The organism is Marinomonas polaris DSM 16579, from assembly GCF_900129155.1.
GTDB classification, from domain to species: domain Bacteria; phylum Pseudomonadota; class Gammaproteobacteria; order Pseudomonadales; family Marinomonadaceae; genus Marinomonas; species Marinomonas polaris.
In genome coordinates this window covers 44,720-61,545 of record NZ_FQVF01000016.1, presented here as the reverse complement: position 1 = coordinate 61,545, position 16,826 = coordinate 44,720, and the positions used below count along the sequence as shown (strand labels likewise).

Annotated in this window: 17 protein-coding genes; 9 read left to right on the top strand and 8 right to left on the bottom strand. The window is 44.1% G+C overall.

Annotated features, from left to right (window positions below):
• Nucleotides 1–218: 218 nt before the first annotated feature.
• The 5 genes from corA (at nt 219) to BUA59_RS16525 (ending at nt 3,733) form a co-directional block, all read left to right on the top strand.
• On the top strand, nt 219–1,172 hold the full coding sequence (gene corA, locus BUA59_RS16545) for a magnesium/cobalt transporter CorA (RefSeq protein WP_072840790.1): 954 nt from the start codon (nt 219–221) through the stop codon (nt 1,170–1,172).
• Nucleotides 1,173–1,370: 198 nt separating this feature from the next.
• Nucleotides 1,371–2,051 (top strand): MotA/TolQ/ExbB proton channel family protein, encoded by a 681-nt coding sequence (locus tag BUA59_RS16540; protein ID WP_072840789.1) that lies wholly within the window; start codon nt 1,371–1,373, stop codon nt 2,049–2,051.
• Entirely contained in the window at nt 2,041–2,463 is a 423-nt protein-coding gene (locus BUA59_RS16535; RefSeq protein WP_072840788.1) for an ExbD/TolR family protein, read from the top strand. The genes BUA59_RS16540 and BUA59_RS16535 overlap by 11 nt, the downstream gene beginning before the upstream one ends.
• The gene (locus BUA59_RS16530; RefSeq protein WP_072840787.1) at nt 2,460–2,891 is read left to right on the top strand and encodes an ExbD/TolR family protein; all 432 of its coding nucleotides are present in this window, start codon (nt 2,460–2,462) and stop codon (nt 2,889–2,891) included. Before BUA59_RS16535 ends, BUA59_RS16530 begins: the two co-directional genes overlap by 4 nt.
• Nucleotides 2,888–3,733: an energy transducer TonB gene (locus tag BUA59_RS16525; protein WP_072840786.1), complete on the top strand. Its 846-nt coding sequence runs from the start codon at nt 2,888–2,890 to the stop codon at nt 3,731–3,733. The genes BUA59_RS16530 and BUA59_RS16525 overlap by 4 nt, the downstream gene beginning before the upstream one ends.
• Nucleotides 3,734–3,818: 85 nt before the next feature.
• Here the strand turns inward: BUA59_RS16525 and mltA are convergent, their stop codons facing one another.
• On the bottom strand, nt 3,819–5,006 hold the full coding sequence (gene mltA, locus BUA59_RS16520) for a murein transglycosylase A (protein WP_072840785.1): 1,188 nt from the start codon (nt 5,004–5,006) through the stop codon (nt 3,819–3,821).
• A 146-nt stretch (nt 5,007–5,152) separates the two neighbouring features.
• Entirely contained in the window at nt 5,153–5,731 is a 579-nt protein-coding gene (locus BUA59_RS16515) for a DNA-J related domain-containing protein (RefSeq protein ID WP_072840784.1), read from the bottom strand.
• 110 nt (nt 5,732–5,841) lie between these two features.
• Here BUA59_RS16515 and BUA59_RS16510 point away from each other — a divergent pair, with 110 nt between their 5' ends.
• Nucleotides 5,842–6,519 (top strand): zinc metallopeptidase, encoded by a 678-nt coding sequence (locus BUA59_RS16510; RefSeq protein WP_072840783.1) that lies wholly within the window; start codon nt 5,842–5,844, stop codon nt 6,517–6,519.
• A 52-nt stretch (nt 6,520–6,571) separates the two neighbouring features.
• On the opposite strand, the gene BUA59_RS16505 is transcribed toward BUA59_RS16510, so the two are convergent.
• Entirely contained in the window at nt 6,572–7,423 is an 852-nt protein-coding gene (locus tag BUA59_RS16505; protein ID WP_072840782.1) for an EamA family transporter, read from the bottom strand.
• Nucleotides 7,424–7,561: 138 nt separating this feature from the next.
• On the opposite strand from BUA59_RS16505, the gene BUA59_RS16500 reads away from it, so the two are divergent.
• Nucleotides 7,562–8,029, top strand: a complete 468-nt coding sequence (locus BUA59_RS16500) for an Lrp/AsnC family transcriptional regulator (RefSeq protein ID WP_072840781.1) — start codon at nt 7,562–7,564, stop codon at nt 8,027–8,029.
• Between the two features lie 222 nt (nt 8,030–8,251).
• On the opposite strand, the gene BUA59_RS24175 is transcribed toward BUA59_RS16500, so the two are convergent.
• The gene (locus tag BUA59_RS24175) at nt 8,252–8,383 is read right to left on the bottom strand and encodes a type II toxin-antitoxin system Phd/YefM family antitoxin (protein WP_175550791.1); all 132 of its coding nucleotides are present in this window, start codon (nt 8,381–8,383) and stop codon (nt 8,252–8,254) included.
• Nucleotides 8,384–8,575: 192 nt separating this feature from the next.
• On the opposite strand from BUA59_RS24175, the gene BUA59_RS16490 reads away from it, so the two are divergent.
• Nucleotides 8,576–10,510, top strand: coding sequence for a bifunctional 2',3'-cyclic-nucleotide 2'-phosphodiesterase/3'-nucleotidase (locus tag BUA59_RS16490; RefSeq protein WP_072840780.1), 1,935 nt, complete (start codon nt 8,576–8,578; stop codon nt 10,508–10,510).
• Between the two features lie 104 nt (nt 10,511–10,614).
• On the opposite strand, the gene betA is transcribed toward BUA59_RS16490, so the two are convergent.
• The 3 genes from betA to BUA59_RS16475 all read right to left on the bottom strand — a co-directional run bounded on the left by betA (nt 10,615) and on the right by BUA59_RS16475 (nt 14,402).
• The gene (gene betA, locus BUA59_RS16485) at nt 10,615–12,297 is read right to left on the bottom strand and encodes a choline dehydrogenase (protein WP_072840779.1); all 1,683 of its coding nucleotides are present in this window, start codon (nt 12,295–12,297) and stop codon (nt 10,615–10,617) included.
• Between the two features lie 35 nt (nt 12,298–12,332).
• Nucleotides 12,333–13,790 (bottom strand): betaine-aldehyde dehydrogenase, encoded by a 1,458-nt coding sequence (gene betB, locus BUA59_RS16480; RefSeq protein ID WP_072840778.1) that lies wholly within the window; start codon nt 13,788–13,790, stop codon nt 12,333–12,335.
• A 306-nt stretch (nt 13,791–14,096) separates the two neighbouring features.
• Complete coding sequence (locus tag BUA59_RS16475; RefSeq protein WP_072840777.1) at nt 14,097–14,402, bottom strand: isoamylase early set domain-containing protein; 306 nt, start codon at nt 14,400–14,402, stop codon at nt 14,097–14,099.
• Between the two features lie 353 nt (nt 14,403–14,755).
• Here BUA59_RS16475 and BUA59_RS23885 point away from each other — a divergent pair, with 353 nt between their 5' ends.
• Complete coding sequence (locus tag BUA59_RS23885; RefSeq protein ID WP_175550790.1) at nt 14,756–14,932, top strand: hypothetical protein; 177 nt, start codon at nt 14,756–14,758, stop codon at nt 14,930–14,932.
• Between the two features lie 7 nt (nt 14,933–14,939).
• Here BUA59_RS23885 and olsF read toward each other — a convergent pair whose 3' ends face one another.
• The gene (olsF, locus tag BUA59_RS16470) at nt 14,940–16,670 is read right to left on the bottom strand and encodes a bifunctional ornithine lipid synthase OlsF (protein WP_072840776.1); all 1,731 of its coding nucleotides are present in this window, start codon (nt 16,668–16,670) and stop codon (nt 14,940–14,942) included.
• Nucleotides 16,671–16,826 lie beyond the last annotated feature (156 nt).

Here is a 16,826-nt window from a genome sequence, read left to right as displayed (position 1 = left end):
GCAATTCAGCTTAGTCTGTATTGCCTCTTTTTTTTGCTTAGTGATTTGTCACAGACGTGAGATATAACCTAGGTATAATGGTGGCCATCGTAACACCGTGTAATGGTTTCCAATACATCACCAAAAATACATCCACCACATTTATTTTGTGGGTTGCGAGTCGTGCCAAATAACATGATTAGGCTGAAATAAGGTACCGAGTATATCGAGGAAGTAGCATGCTAAAATTTTTTAAAATCAGAAACGGGTTGATTCAAGAAATTTCCAAAGAAGATGAGAATCTTACCACCCTTCAAAAAGAGGCGAATTGGATTGACGCCGCGGAACCTGATGACGACGATCGATTACAGCTTAAGGCGTTGTTGAGAACCGATCTTCCTGAATCTGATGATGTCGAAGAGATAGAAGCGTCCGCACGTTGTTTTGTTGACCAAGCGGGTATCCATGTCCACTCTTTGTTTTTAAATCAAACAGAAGGGCGCCATAAAACCTCAACTGTTGCCTGTATCTTGCAGCAGGACAGGCTAATCACCATTCGTGAAACAGAACTAGCAGACTTTAGATTATTACGAATGCGTGCGCGTCGGGGGCAAATTGCTGTTGATTCGCCAGCTCATCTTTTAGTCACATTACTTGAAAATAAAGTTGAGAATCATGCAGATGCTTTAGAAGATTTACACCGACAATTAGAAGAGGTAAGTCATCTAGTGCTTGAAGATAATGAGTCGGAACTGGATGTCATTATCGAAAAACTGGCGCGCTTAGAAGACAGTAACGGGAAGATTCGCCTGTGTCTGATGGACACACAGCGCAATATCTCATTTCTGTTGCGACACTTACCTAATAGACAAGATTATTCAGAAACGCTGCGTGAAGTTATGCGTGACGTTGAAACCTTGATGTCACATACGACATTCTTGTTTGATAAAATTAACTTCTTGATGGATTCGACTCAAGGTTTTATTAACATTGAACAGAACAAAATCATCAAGATTTTCTCTATTGCATCTGTAGTGTTTTTACCGCCGACATTAGTTGCCAGTATTTACGGGATGAACTTTAAAATCATGCCAGAGCTGGATTTAAGTTTTGGCTATCCTGCAGCGCTGGGGTTGATGGTATTTTCTGCGTTTGCGCCTTATTGGTATTTTAAACACCGAGGTTGGTTATAAGCCGCCTATATTTTAGTGTCTGTAAAACTGCATGATCATGCTGACCTTGGCATGATTATGCAGCCTTTCCTGTAAGTATTTATTGTTACTGCGCCTTATCAATTCTCCATATCTTTCTATTTGAACATTTATTTATTGAAAATGCGGTTGAGAATGACTATTATTTGACTGGTGTTTTTTTATTCATTGGAGAAGATTGTGGAAGATTCAGTTCAGCAGAAAATTGTCGACTTTTTGCAGGTCGGTGGGCCTGTCGTATGGATACTGATGGTATTTTCTGTCGTTGCTCTGACAATTGTCTTGTTAAAGCTATGGCAGTTTTCCTCACTTCGTGCAGAGAGCCTTAAAACAAGTAATTTAGCCTTAGATCAATGGCGCAGTGAAGAAAATGGCGAAAAAGCGCTTGAGATACTAGATGAAAAGCGTCCTATTGATGCTTTAGTGGGTTACACCATGCGTGCTTTATTAGCGACAAATACCCAAGCAGATTTGATTCGTGAAGAAGTTGAACGTCGTGCGATGAACCAGCTAAACCAGCTGCGCTCTTATCTTCGTCCTTTAGAAATTATTGCGACCTTGAGTCCGTTGTTAGGTTTGCTAGGTACGGTATTAGGTATGATCACAGCTTTCCAACAAATGGAAGGCGCGGGAAATCAAGTTGATCCGTCGGTGTTATCTGGCGGTATTTGGCAGGCATTACTGACAACGGCTGTTGGTTTGGCTGTAGCGATTCCGGTAGTGACATTGCACAGTTGGCTAGAACGTAAAGTAGAACGTATTGCTCATAATATGAACGATGCAGTTACTCAAGTATTTACCAGTAAACAGGCTAAACAATTAGTTAAAAAGGCCGACGAAGAGTTGTTACATGCCGCTTAATCTGTCCCAACCTAAACGTAAGAATGCAATCAGCTTAACACCATTGATTGATGTGGTATTTATCTTGCTGTTGTTCTTCATGTTGACTTCAAGTTTTGTGCCTTGGCGCATTGTAGATACACCTTTATCGGTGGCATCCGATGTTCAAAATCCGCCACAGGAAAAAGACAACCTTATTTTGACCTTGAAGCAAAATGATGATCAGGTTTGGGTTGACGGTCAAGCGGTTAGTTTCTCCGATCAATCTCGTTTTCAAACGCTCGTAACAGATCATAACGAGGGTGTTTTTATCATCAAAGCGGAAGATGGCGTCACGTTACAGACCTTGATGCATCTTGCAGATCGCTTAAAACTAAATGGTGCAAAAACCGTATCTATTGCGAATGCTTTTGCTATGCCGGAGACGAAATGAAAATAGGCGAAAAATACGCCGCGAGAAACGCCAGCAGCGATGACAACATGGTGCCACTGATTAACGTGGTGTTTCTGATGTTGGTGTTTTTTATGGTTGCTGGGCAAATTCAAAAAGCGGATCCGATTGCAGTGATTCCTCCTCAATCTATCAATGATAACCGTGCAGCAACCGACCCAAATATTGAAATTGTTTTGGGTGCGGATGACAGCCTTTATGTCGATGATAAATTGTTTGCGGTAGAGGATGTTCAAGCATATCTAGAGCAACAATTTACCTCAGCTCCTAATAAAGACGCTTTCTGGGTACAAATCAAAGCCGATGGTGCCATTTCACTAGAAAAGCTACGTCCGGTGTTTAATCAGGTGCGTTTAGCGGGGCTTACTAAGGTTAGCTTGGCAACACAGCTAGAGCGAGGAAACAAATGATTCCCAAGCGTCATTGGATTATTGCTGGTGGTCTGGCTATTTCTGTTCATGCTGGTGCCTTCTATGCAGTATTTTATGCTCCAACAGTAGGTAGTCAGTCTGCGGGCTCTCAGGGTATTGAGTTTGATCTTGGTATGGTTGGTGATCTTGGTGCTGCAGCACAAACCACAGCTGCTCAAGAAGAAGTGAAAGAGGTTGAAGAAACGGTAGAGGAGCCGATTGAAGAGGTTCAAGAGGAGGTTGAACCAGAAGTTGAGCCAGAGCCAGAACCTATTATTGAACCAGAACCTGTGGTTGAACCTGAAATTATTAAAGAGCCAGAACCGGTTGAAGTTAAGCAAGAATCGCCAATTGAAGTGAAAAAACCAGAGCCTAAGCCCGAACCAAAGCCTAAGCCGAAACCCAAGCCTGAGCCAGAACCAGAGCCGAAAAAAGAAGAGCCTGTAGTAAAAGCAGCTCCTAAGCAGGTTGCACCGCAATCAATGGCTAACCAGAAGGCAACAACAGGAAGTTCGAACTCAGCAACGAGTGGTGGTAATCCAGGCGCTAAGGCAAACTATTTTACACAGTTAAAATCGGTATTAGGCCAGAATAAACGTTACCCAAGAGCATCCCGTCGTCGCAATGAAGAGGGCGTTGTTTCCTTGTCTTTTGTTGCTCACGCGGATGGTTCAGTATCTGATGTGAAAATCACAGAAAGTTCAGGTCATAAACGTTTAGATGATGCGGTATTAGATATGATCAAGCGCTCGACACCTTTGCCTAAATTCTCAAAGGACATGTCGGAAACCGAGCTGCGGATTAACTTACCGGTTTCCTTTAAGTTAAGTGACCTTATGTGATGAGTTAGTCAGGTCATAGGTTTGAATGATAAAAAACGCCGTGCTTTAAATATTAAAGTGCGGCGTTTTTGCTTCAAAAAAGAACTTATTGGGCAATAAGTATCTTCGGTGTTGGGTTTTGCGGTAGCAGTAACCAAACCTTGCCAAAATGCTTTAGCTGACCTGCATGAAAGTGCGCTTCTTCGCCTATGCCTTGGTACCAGTCAATATGCCCCGGCCCTTTAATCGCACCACCTTTATCTTGTGCTAATAGCAGGCGGAACTCATGGCCGACTAAGTTGCCATAGGTGTCTAGCTTCGGAACTTGAGCCAATAGAATCGAGCCAAGCGGAATCACTTTTGGATCAACTGCAGCTGAATATAAAGGCGTTAATGGCACGTTAGCGGCACCAACTGGGCTTTGTGGACCTTCGCTAAAAAACAAATAACTCGGGTTAGTGGATAGAATTTCACGATTACGTTCTGGGTGATCACTTAGCCATTGGCGAATGCTTTGTGCTGAAATATTGGCTCGATCAATCTCACCCCTCTCAATAAGTTCTTTTCCTAAGCTGCGATAAGCATGGCCGTTTACACCGCCCCAAGATAAGAGTTTGCGCTCGCCATTCTCATACTCGACTACGCCAGAACCTTGCACGTGCAAGAAAAAATTATCGACTAAACTGGAGGTATAGGCAATTTCTAATCCCTGCCCTGCGAGAGCATTTTCAAAATCTATTTCTTCGCGAGAAGGGTATTTTCCTTCGGCATTTCTTTGTACCGGTTTGCGGTAAAGCGGATAGCGATACACTTCATCTGGTAAGTGTCGAACTGGTAAAACAGGCACATAATATCCCGTGATTTGCACGTTGCCTCTTTGGTCTTGTCCCGCCAATTGATGGGCTATTAGCTGCGGCTGTTGTGCTGGATTTTGCAGCCAGTTGTTGATTTCTTCCGCGACGATTTTCAAATCGGCAACGCTGGTTTGCGTATTTTCAAGGACGAAATCTTTATCGCCAATGCGGTTCAAGTACTTTAGTTGTTGCTGTAAACCACTTTCGAAACTCGCGTCAGGCATTGGTAAGCCCGGTGGCAGGCTTTCTTTTAAATATAGCGTCTCACGTTTCAGTGCTGTTATGTCTCGGCCATTGTTTTCGAAGTCATTGGAACTATCGATCTCGTTAACACTGCAGCTGCTAAGCAGGGTAAAAGAAATGAGGCAAAGTGGACGAATTAGGAAACGGTGATGTGTTTTAGGCGGTAAAAGGTGTCGTAAAAAAGAAGAAAAAATCATAAGCCCTGTTTCTATAAAAATGAATCGGTAAAATAATAAAAGGTCGAGTTTTGACCACAAATAAAGAGCGAGGTTCATCTTGAGTTTTTATAGAATCGAAAGCAACGATAGAAGAAGAGTTTTACACTTTGCCAACGCCTTAGAGATCAGAACATTAGGTATTCATAGGCTTGCCTGAGTCCAATGAACGCATCTTGATCGCCGCCTCTGTCTGGATGATGTTTTTGGGCCAGCTTGCGGTACTGTTGTTTTATCGTTGCTTTGGTTGGGTTGCTACTGTCGATTTGTAGGGTTTTAAGTGCAGAGTCTCGGTTACCAGGTAAACTAATGCCTTTGTAGAAGCTATTGAGAAGGCGAGAGACTTCATCCTCATCGGTTTTTTCGTATTCTTCCCAGTCTAGGTAGTAAGCGGCTAACTTTGCGCCTACGCTGTCGTTTAAACTGGTACTAGCAGACAATTGGATCTCTGATGCGCTAAGTAGATGGATTCGAAGTGCACTGATGTTTAACATCAGGTTTTCTTCTTGCCAAAGGCTACTTTGTAATTGATACAAAGCATTCATAATAAGAAAATGCTGGCGAAATAGCTGCAAGTTGGCATCGTCGGCAAGCTTGCTAAATTCTGGTAGCTGATCTTTTAACGCTTTTAGTATGTCAAACTCACTCATACCATTTGGGTGGTTTTTGAGGATCGCGAGAATCGGACCAACTAAAGGATTTTTCATATCTAGCTCGTATACTTTAGGTATTTATTACAGTGTATGTGATGAACCTAAAAACGGTCAAAGTTGAGCCGGATATTTTTTGTTAACTTGGATAGTAGAAAGACAACGTTATGTTATGGATTGTTGGTATTGTCATCGCTCTTTTATTATTTGTTGGACCAAGCGCGTGGGTAAAATTTACCTTAAAACGCTACGCCACGGATCGTGACGATTTAGCGGGAACGGGCGGCGAGCTAGCGACGCACTTGGTGAAACGATTTGAGCTGAATGACGTAAAAGTAGAAGCGGCACAAGAAGGCCAAGACCATTTCGATTTTGGGCAACATGCGGTTCGTCTGAGCCCAAGTGTTCTTAATGGCCGATCCTTAACCGCCGTCGCTGTTGCTGCTCACGAAGTAGGGCACGCCATCGCCCATGAGAAAAAACAAAAGATCTCCCATCTTAGCACGCGTTATTTGCCTTTAGCGCACATGGCGCGACGCATCACTGCAGGCTTATTGTTAGGCTGGCCAGCTATCACGCTGTTGCTGCACTTGCCTTACGCCGTGCCGCTTCACGCGCTGGTGGTTGGGTTATCTGGCCTGTTGGCCGTATTAGTGCAAGTCGCCATTCTGCCGGAGGAATGGGACGCCAGCTTTAACAAGGCACTACCCATATTGAGAGAAGGTAACTACATTCCACAGGAAGACCTACCCAAAGTGAAGAAAATCCTCACCGCCTGCGCCATGACCTACGTCGCTGCTGCGCTCATCAAAGTCCTCTTCGTTTGGCGCTGGTTTAAACGCTAACTCCTTGCTGTCCTCCGTCTCGTAGGTTTGATGAGGGAGGATTACCCTTCCATTAAGCTGTTTTATCGGATACATACGCTGGTAAAGTTGCTCCAATGCAAGCGATGCTGATAGCGAAAATACCAGCCCACTGTACAGTACTTAATTGCTCTCCAAGTATGAACCAACCAGCTATTGCACTAACCGCTGGGGAAGCGCTCATTAAGACGCCGAATATACTTTTAGGAAGGCTCTTTAGGGCATAAACATCAAGCAAGAATGGTATGGTACTCGATAAAATCGCGACAGTTAGTCCGAGTGCTAAAATTTCGGGCTTGAATAGATCAAGGCCAACCTGGGATATGCCAATAGGGACACCAAAAGATGCCGCTACCACCATTCCTATACAGACACCTCCTGCGCCTAAATGAGAGACTTTGCTAGCGTAACTAATATAAATCCCCCAACTAATCGCGGCCAAAACAGCATATAGAACACCAATAGCGTTTAGCGAGAAACTGGACTGTCCGTATGGTAATAGCATGACACCAAATAGAGCAAACATGATCCACACCACATCTGATTTTCGCTTTGTTGAAAGTAAAGAGACACTCAGCGGGCCAAGCACCTCTATCGATATCGCGATTCCAATGGGTATATGAAGAAAAGCTCTATAAATTAATATGTTCATGAGGCCAATCATTCCGCCGTACATAAGGAGGTTAGGCCAAGAAGAACGCTCAATCCTTAATGTCCATGGACGAGTTATCAAACAAAGAATCAATGCCGTAATCCCAATACGAAGTGCAGTCACACCTTCTGGGCCGACGAACGGGTAGATAGTTTTAGCAAATGCGGCTCCAACTTGAAGGGAAATAAGCGAAGCAAATGCCGCTGCCATGGATAGTTGGGGTATGGGTTGCATAGTACTGAGTAGTCCCTAATGAATGCGAAGTATCTAAGGCATAATTTACAGTAAGAGCATTGATTTTTTCGTTCAAAATCACTACGGTATTGTCAATATATTGGATGATTTAACTGTTTATGGTGGAAATTTTAGGTAATGAGTGCAAGAAAGCTAGATAGGATAGATAAACAGATTCTAAAGGAGCTCGTAGAGGACGGCAGAAAGTCTACCGTTGAAATTGCGGACAAAGTGGGACTTTCTTCAACTCCTTGTGGAAGACGTATTCATCAGTTAGAAAATGATGGCTTCATTACTAGGTACTCCGCAAACCTAAGTCCTAAAGCACTAGGGCTTAATATCTGTGTTCTTATTACCGTTAGGCTTAATAGACACACTCCTGACGGCCACGAGCAATTCATTCGTGAAATCGAAAACTACTCTGAAGTATCTGAGTACATTTTAGTTGCTGGAAACTATGATTATTTATTGCGGGTATGGGTAGAAGATACTGATGCCTTGACGAGTTTTGTGGCGAATGTGCTTCAAGGCATACCATCTGTATCAGAAACATCTACCATGCTGGTTTTAAAACAGAGTGGTGATCTGGTCAAGTTACCTTGGTAACTCTAAAGTGGGTAAGTCAGTATAAAGTGTTCATTGGAAATTTATGAAACGAATTGGATAAATCAGACTAATGCTGTTTTGAAAAGGTACTCTTCCCAGGCTTTCTTAGAAAACGCATATTTTATTTAATATTCTCTAACTCCTTTCTTTCACTAGCTTCAAGCTCTTCAATCGATTCTAAAAGTCTACTCTACTCGTATTTGCATTGCGGGTGAGCTTTAGTCAAGAAGCTATTTCTTGCATGGCGTTGTAATCTTCTAACGACATTATAATAGCTGGCGCGTGGTCATTACAAACCTTATCCATTATATCGGCTAAGTTTGCCTTGGCAGCTGTGAAGCTTATTGCATCCATGATGACTCCCAAATTTCCTGTACGTTTTTATATGTTTTAGCGTGTTGGCGAATAATAAGCAATTCAACAAAATCCATAAAGAAAATGTCACAAAAAAGGCATGAACTTCGCATAAAATCGTCTTACTATGAAAGCTGACTTTTTGGTTAGTATTTTTGATACGCAAGATGTTTGTATTAATGGAGTATTTTCATGACGTTTTTTGTTCCTAAGGGTGCGTCGATTTTCGCCTCTTCTTTGTTGTTTGCTGCGATGGCGCAGGCTTCCACCATTGACTTGCGGGTCATGGAAACCACGGATATCCACATGAATTTGGTGGATTACGATTACTACGGCGATAAGCAAAGTGATGCGGTGGGCTTGTCTCGTGTGGCGACTTTGATCAAAGCGGCGCGTGACGAAGTAACGAACTCTGTGTTGGTGGATAACGGTGACTTATTACAGGGTACGCCGTTGGGCGATTATGTTGCCAAAGGTCGAGTGCTGCGCTTTGGGGAGACGCATCCAGCGTTTAAGGCGATGAATTTGTTAGATTACGATGTGGGTAATATCGGTAACCACGAGTTTAACTATGGCTTAGATTTTTTAATGAAGAGTTTAAGTGGCGCTAATTTCCCTTACGTTAACTCCAACGTGTATGTGGACGATGGCGACAACGATGCGTCTAACGACCAGCCTTACTTCCAGCCTTATATCATTAAAGACAAAACCTTCGTCGATTCTGACGGTAAAAAACAAACGGTCAAAATAGGTTACATTGGTTTTGTGCCGCCACAAATTATGACGTGGGATAAGGACAATTTAACTCATAAAGTCATTGCCAAAGATATTATCGAAACGGCCAATAAATACATTCCAGAAATGAAAGCAAAAGGCGCGGATGTGATTATCGCGATTCCACACAGTGGCATGATGAATTCGCCTTATATGAAAGGCGAGGAAAACGCGTCTTATCATTTGGCGAAGGTTGATGGTATCGATGCGATTTTGTTTGGCCACTCTCATCGTATTTTCCCTGGCGATAAAGCCTTAGATGCTTTCGAAGGCGTGGATGGGGAGAAAGGCACGGTATTTGGTAAGCCTGCGACTATGCCCGGTTTTTGGGGGTCTCACCTTGGCGTAATTGATTTAAAACTTGAGCCAGCTGGCAATGGTTGGAAAGTCGCCGAGGGCAAAGCCGAAGTACGTGCTATTTCTCGCCGTGAAGGTCGAACTACGGTGGCTTTGGTAGAAGCCGATGCGAGTATTAATGACGCTGTAAAAACCGAGCATGAAGGTACTCTGGCCTATATGCGTCGTAAAGTGGGTGAATCCACAGCTGACATCAATAGCTTCTTTGCGCTCGTGCAAGATGATCCATCCATTCAGATCGTGAACAATGCGCAGATTTGGTATGTGGAAAATATCGTTCGTGGTACCTCTTATGAAGGTTTGCCGATATTGTCTGCCGCAGCACCGTTCAAGGCTGGTGGTCGCGGTGGCCCAGAGTATTACACCGATGTGCCAAAAGGTGACATTGCGCTGAAAAACGTCAGTGATTTGTACATCTATCCAAACGATTTAAAAGTCGTGAAGTTGACTGGTGCGCAAGTGGTTGAGTGGTTAGAAGCAGCGGCGGGGCAGTTTAATCAAATCGATGCGACGTCTGCTAAGCCACAAGAATTGGTGAATCAGTCTTTCCCAACTTATAACTTCGATGTGATCGACGGGATTTCTTATCGTATCGATGTGACACAACCTGCTCGTTACAATACGGATGGTGAAGTGGTGAATAAAGACGCGCACCGTATTACTAAGGCAATGTTTAATGGCGAACCATTAAGAGCGAAAGATGAGTTCTTGGTCGCAACCAATAATTATCGCGCTGGTGGCGGCGGGCATTTCCCAAATCTTAATGGCGAGACTATTGTGATCGATGCGCCAGATAAGAACCGTGATGTGGTAGCAAATTACTTATTGAGCCAAAAGACCATTAATCCTGCCGCTGACGGCAATTGGTCGTTCACCGGTTTTGGTAAAGCAAAAGTCTTATTTACAAGCTCGCCAAAAGCAAAAGAAGCCGCAGCTAAAAATATGACTTATCAGTCTTTAGATGAAAATGGTTTTGCTGTGTTTCAGATCAAATAGCTGAGTTGAAATAACGGCCATTGAAATAGCACAAAGCTTATAAACGAAAAAACACCTGCTAAATAACTTAGCAGGTGTTTTTTTATGAGTTTATTTGTCTTTCATTAACGCTGTTTGGTTTCAAACTCTGGGTGAATCCAAACGGGAGCGTCTAGGCTCGGCAAGGCTGCTTTGCCGAGAATCATGTCGGCGGCTTTTTCTGCCGCCATGATCGTTGGTGCATTCAAGTTGCCGTTGGTGATGGTCGGGAAAATAGACGAATCCACCACGCGTAGGCTTTCGATTCCGCGGACTTGGCATTGCTCGTTTAGCACGGCCATTGGGTCGTTGTCATCGCCCATCTTACAAGTACAAGATGGATGATAAGCACTTTCCACGTTCTCTTTTACCCATTGGTCGATTTCTTCATCGCTCTGGATATTTATACCCGGTTGAATTTCATCACCACGGTAATCGTCTAGCGCAGATTGTTGAAGCACTTCGCGAGTTAGGCGAATCGTGTCGCGCCAGTCTTGCTTGTCTTGTTCGGTCGAAATGTAGTTAAACAAGATGCGCGGTTTCGCCGCTGGATTAGCGGATTCGATCCACAATTTGCCACGACTTTCTGGCTTATTTGGGCCAACGTGTACTTGGAAACCATGACCTTCAACCGCTGCTTGACCATCGTAACGCATGGCTGCTGGCAAGAAGTGATATTGAATGTTTGGCCATTTAAGACCTGCACGAGAGCGAATAAAACCACAAGATTCAAAGTGGTTGGTCGCTCCTAGTCCGGTTTTAAACAACATCCAGCGCGTACCGATCAAACCTTTGCTGATCAAGCCAAGCTTACTGTTTAGCGTCACAGGTTGTTTGCAGTAGTACTGGAAGTAGACTTCTAGATGGTCTTGCAGGTTTTCACCGACACCAGGCAGTTCGTGAACCAGAGGAACGCCGGCTTTTTCCAAGACGTCTTTTGGACCGACACCAGACAGTTGCAACAACTGTGGTGAACCAACGGAACCTGCCGACAGAATCACTTCTTTACTAGCAGTGGCTTGTTGAGTTTGGCCGTTTTTACTGAACTCAATGCCAACCGCTTTTTTGCCATCGGCCTTTTCATTTTCAAAGAGGACTTTGTGGCTAAGCACGCCCGTTTTTACCGTTAGGTTAGGGCGCGCCATGGCACGACGTAAATAGGCGTTCGACGTTGAAGCGCGTACGCCATTTTTCACCGTCATGTGCATTGGACCAAAGCCTTCTTGGCGGTAGCCATTGTAGTCGTCGGTTTTGCCGTAGCCTGCTTGTTTACCCGCATCGATAAAGGCTTGGTAAAGCGGGTTGTAGGTCATGTCGTTGCCGTTGTTGGTCGACAATGGACCGTCGCCGCCACGGTATAAGTCCGCGCCGCCTTTCCATGTTTCGGCTTTTTTAAAGTAAGGCAGGCAAGTTTGGTAGTTCCAACCTTTGGCGCCGTTTTCTTCCCACTGGTCGAAATCACAAGCGTGACCACGCACATAAACCATGCCGTTAATAGACGATGAACCGCCTAATACTTTGCCGCGTGGACAATGCATTTCACGGCCATCAAGACCGGGCTCTTTGTCCGTGTGGAATTGCCACGCGTATTTTGTCGTGTTCATTGGGTAAGATAAGGCGGTCGGCATTTGGATAAAGACGCTTTTATCTGAGCCGCCCATTTCCAATAACAACACCTTGTGTTCGCCACTTTCTGTCAGCCGGTCTGCTAGCACACACCCTGCGGAGCCAGCACCGACGATAATGTAATCGTACGTTTCATTAGCCATGACTGTTCTCATCTATTAAGAGTTAAGCGCTTCGCTTAGTAAGGGCTTTGAATGTCGTTTAGATCAACAAAGACGCTCTTCGTTTGTGTGTAGTGGTACAAAGTTTCGATGCCGTTTTCACGACCAATACCAGACTCTTTGTAACCGCCCACAGGCATTTCAGCTGGAGAAGAACCCCATGCGTTGATCCAGCAAATACCGGCCTGCATTTGACCAATGACACGATGGGCACGAGCGAAGTCTTTGGTGAAGACGCCAGCGGCTAAGCCAAGCTTGGTATCGTTAGCGCGAGCAATCACTTCATCTTCGTCGGTGAAGCTAAGCACAGACATTACTGGACCGAAGATTTCATCACGTACCTGTGGCATGTCGTCGGTGCAATCAGTGAAAACAGTTGGAGCAACAAAGGCACCTTTGTCTAAGCCGTTTTCAGTAACTTGGTAACCGCCGCATAACAAGGTCGCACCAGCGTCTTTGGCCGCTTGAATGTAGCCCAAGACTTTCTGCATGTGGTCTTTGGAAATCAACGCGCCGACTTGCGTGTTCATGTCCATTGGATCGCCAATAATCATGGCTTCAGTACGTTGTTTTAATTCTTTGGTGAAAGCGTCCAACATGTCAGCGTGCACGAATACACGAGTACCGTTAGTGCAAACTTCGCCTTGCGTGTAGAAGTTGGCCAACATCGCCGCAGAGACAGCCTGATCTACTGGCATATCTGGGAAGATGATCATTGGTGATTTACCGCCAAGTTCCATGGTCACCTGCTTCAACGATTGCGCCGCCGCTGTCATAACTTTTTTGCCTGTTCCCACTTCACCAGTGAAAGAGACTTTGTCGATGTCTGGGTGATTGGTGATCATTTGGCCAGTGCGACCGTCGCCTTGAATGACGTTGAAAACACCATCAGGCAAGCCAGCTTGGGTGTAAATTTCCGCCAGTTTAAGCGCTGTAAGTGGTGTTTCTTCTGATGGTTTAAAGATCATCGCGTTACCCGCAGCCAGCGCAGGACCAGATTTCCACATAGCAATTTGAATAGGGTAGTTCCACGCGCCGATGCCAGCGCAAATACCAAGTGGCTCGCGACGAGTATAGAAGAAGTTGCCATTGCCAAGGTCTTGGTAATCGCCTTGGATTTTGTCGGTTAGGCCTGCGTAATATTCGATTACGTCAGCGCCCGTTTGAATGTCCACGCAAATGGCTTCTTGAAGTGGCTTGCCTGTGTCTAATACTTCAAGACGTGCAAGCTCTTCATTGTTTTCACGCAATAGCTCAGCGGCTTTTTTAAGGATGCGTCCGCGTTCAACAGGGCTCATTGCTGCCCACACTTTTTGACCTTGTTTTGCAGACTCAATAGCAGCATCTAGTTCAGCTTGTCCTGCGTGCTCTACTGTTGCAATCACTTCGCCTGTGGCTGGGTTGATTGTCTCAAAGTGTTCACCGCTGGTGGATGCATGGTAGCGGCCATGAATGTATTGCTGCTGATGTGCCATGATGTGCCTCTTTATGTCTGTTTCAATGCTCTGTTTAGAGTCATTGAGGTATTTGAGTTTTTATTAAACGCGCGTTTAATAAAAACAATTGTACATATTTTGACTATAAATTGCAGCTCGAATCCATGAATTAGTGGTTTTGGGGCAAAAAGATGACGTTATGATACGAGGAATGTTGCTGATTGAATGCGGGAGTGTTGAACGCAGAAGACCCCTCAAAGCAAGGTTGAGAGAGGCAAGCGTCTCGGCTTAAAACCTAAAAGCGAGACGCTATGATTGAAATGCTATAAACGTTACGAAGCGTTATTACAGGCTGATGACGCCGTTTGTGTCGTAGCTTATTGGGCTTGGAACGTAGGCGTCTGCCATGTCATCATTTAGCCATTCAGAGCCATCCAGAACATAACGAAATTGGTACGAGGTTTCGATACCCAAGTTAAGCGTCGACACAAAATCGCCAGACTTCTGTTTTTTCATTGGGTTGGCTGTGCAGTCCCAATTATTGAAGTCACCAACGACAGCGACGCTTTTTGCATCACCAATCGCTTCAGCAGGTAATGCGAATTTCACTTTGCATTCGGGTTTGGTTTTTAAATAGGTTTTTTCAATCATTTTTAGCTCCATGATCTAGCGATAGACAAATGTGTAAGGCTACGGCAAAAGCCCGAGGTTAGATGAAACGTGTTGTTTAAATTACTCTTTGAAAAAGCTCTTTAAAAAAGATTCTCTTTTAATAATAAAGCAAACCCTACGCCATATTTACTAACTGATTAATCCCAAAACAAAAAACGTTTTATTTTTAGTCTAGGCTTATCTTCTTCGATCCATTTTAGTATCTATCATGACACTAAATGCGCTATTTCAGGGCTTACCACATCTATACAAACTTAAGACGTAAATTCACATTTAAAGGTATTTTCATGTCCTATACTCAAACGACACCAACAAAAATAATGAGGTGTTTTATGGATATTCAAATGGTCGTTCTTATTGTGTTAAGCATAATGTTGGTCATTAAGATTGTTTATCTGGTTGTCTTTAAACGCCCAGAACAACAAGATGATGACCACGCCCATGGTCATCACTCACATAGTCATCATACTCACGGTCGTCACTATCGTGGACACCACCATGATTCGTGATAGCTAATTATGGTTGAGTGCCATCGTTGTGACCGCGGTAACGTTTGTTTTTCGCTTCTTTGACTGTATTTAGGTCTACTAGGACCAAACCGTCCACACAGTAGCCAAAGTCGGCATCGACACCAAAGTCTAAGAAGCGAACTCCGCCCGTGTCGCACAATTCACTGTACTGTTTGAACAGCGTTGGTACGCTGGCGCCAAAGTGGCTGAGCTGTTCCTTTAATATTCTAAAGTCTACTTCATAGTTATCACCGCTGAACATGGCTGAAATGATGTCAGAGTGTTCTGTATTGACTTGATAAGGCGTGAACGAACGCGCCAAATGTTCTTTGTCGGCATAGTAGAGCTTGTAAAAGGAGACAATAAAATCTTTCGCCACTTGTGGGTAGCTGTTGCTTAGACTCACAGGACCAAACATGTAGCGAATTTCAGGGTGTCTATCTAAATAGGCGCCAATTCCGTACCACAAATAATCTAAGCTGCGCTTGCCCCAATACTTAGGTTGGATAAAGCTACGTCCTAGTTCAATACCTTGTTCGAAATAAGGTTCCATATCGCAAGAGTATTGGAACAGTTCGGCGCTGTAGATACGATTTGGTGTGTCTGACTTCATGTAACGTGCAACTTCACCTATGCGATAAGCGCCAACGATTTCTAGCTCTTCTTCATCCCATAAGATCAAATGGCGATAGTATTGATCGAACTTGTCTAAATCAGAGCGTTCACCAGTGCCTTCACCCACTTTACGAAAGGCGATTTCGCGCAAACGCCCAATCTCTTTCATAGTCACCGACATTGGATCGTAATCAAACAGGTAAATTTGTTTGTTGTCTTTGGTGCTACCAAGGTGCTCGGCTATTTTGAGCTCTTGTTTGATCATCTGTCTATTTTGCGGATGTTCAACGGTCTTTTCAGTTTTAAGCAGCGGTTTTTTGCCTTTGGCGATGCGGTACAAATGGCGTTTCACCAGTTTATTTTTCTCTTTATCGCTTAAAGGCAGTTGTGCTACCTCTTGAATCGGAATGGCTTGGCCAACTTGCATGGGGATTTTACGATTGCGCTGGCGGAACATCTCGTTGGCGAGCTGCAAAGTTGATAGCGGACGATACAAAATAGAACTGGTATAAAATAGCATAGAATTACGGCCACCGATGTGAACCGGCAATAACGGACTGTTGGTTTTTTGTGCGAGTTTTAGATAGTTCTGATTCCAGTGCTGATCTTTTACGCCGCTTGGCGACATGCGAGACACTTCCCCAGCAGGGAAAATAATCACGGCTTCTTCATTATGCAAGCAGCTCATGATGGCTTTTAGCTGCTGGCGTCCGGTTTTTCCGCCGAGATTATCGACGGGAAGAACGAGCTGCTTTAAGCCGTCAAATCCCATTAATAAATCATTGGCGACGATTTTTACGTCTGGGCGAATTTCACCAATTAATCGGAGTAAAGCGAGGCCATCTAAGGCACCAAGAGGGTGGTTGGCGATGATCATCACACGTCCACTTGCGGGAATGTTTCGACGATCTATTTGACTCACTTGATAGCTAAAGTTGAAGTGATCCAGTATACGATCAATAAATTCGAAGCCAACACAGCCGTGGTTTTTTTCCAGGAATTGGTTTACTTCATTTTCGTGGAATAAGCGTTTTAACACGCTTAACGTTGGGCGAGTGATAAATGGGCTTTTGTCGAAAAACTTAGGAGATTTACTGGCAATCATTTGCTCGACTTGTATCACAGTGGCGCTCCGCTCTAATAAGTTTTTATATATCTTATTAGTGAGAGTAGAGCGTCAATATGACAGCGTCGTGACGTTTATGTGGCGAATATATGACTCGTTAATAAAAGTCTTTCGCGACTGTTTTGTTCGTCAATGCTTTGTTTAAAAATAGTA

Coding starts and splice junctions, on each gene's coding strand:
- corA (WP_072840790.1), top strand. CDS start 219: ATGCTAAAATTTTTTAAAATCAGAAACGGGTTGATTCAAGAAATTTCC.
- BUA59_RS16535 (WP_072840788.1), top strand. CDS start 2,041: ATGCCGCTTAATCTGTCCCAACCTAAACGTAAGAATGCAATCAGCTTA.
- BUA59_RS16530 (WP_072840787.1), top strand. CDS start 2,460: ATGAAAATAGGCGAAAAATACGCCGCGAGAAACGCCAGCAGCGATGAC.
- BUA59_RS16525 (WP_072840786.1), top strand. CDS start 2,888: ATGATTCCCAAGCGTCATTGGATTATTGCTGGTGGTCTGGCTATTTCT.
- mltA (WP_072840785.1), bottom strand. CDS start 5,006: ATGATTTTTTCTTCTTTTTTACGACACCTTTTACCGCCTAAAACACAT.
- BUA59_RS16515 (WP_072840784.1), bottom strand. CDS start 5,731: ATGAAAAATCCTTTAGTTGGTCCGATTCTCGCGATCCTCAAAAACCAC.
- BUA59_RS16510 (WP_072840783.1), top strand. CDS start 5,842: ATGTTATGGATTGTTGGTATTGTCATCGCTCTTTTATTATTTGTTGGA.
- BUA59_RS16505 (WP_072840782.1), bottom strand. CDS start 7,423: ATGCAACCCATACCCCAACTATCCATGGCAGCGGCATTTGCTTCGCTT.
- BUA59_RS16500 (WP_072840781.1), top strand. CDS start 7,562: ATGAGTGCAAGAAAGCTAGATAGGATAGATAAACAGATTCTAAAGGAG.
- BUA59_RS24175 (WP_175550791.1), bottom strand. CDS start 8,383: ATGGATGCAATAAGCTTCACAGCTGCCAAGGCAAACTTAGCCGATATA.
- BUA59_RS16490 (WP_072840780.1), top strand. CDS start 8,576: ATGACGTTTTTTGTTCCTAAGGGTGCGTCGATTTTCGCCTCTTCTTTG.
- betA (WP_072840779.1), bottom strand. CDS start 12,297: ATGGCTAATGAAACGTACGATTACATTATCGTCGGTGCTGGCTCCGCA.
- betB (WP_072840778.1), bottom strand. CDS start 13,790: ATGGCACATCAGCAGCAATACATTCATGGCCGCTACCATGCATCCACC.
- BUA59_RS16475 (WP_072840777.1), bottom strand. CDS start 14,402: ATGATTGAAAAAACCTATTTAAAAACCAAACCCGAATGCAAAGTGAAA.
- BUA59_RS23885 (WP_175550790.1), top strand. CDS start 14,756: ATGGATATTCAAATGGTCGTTCTTATTGTGTTAAGCATAATGTTGGTC.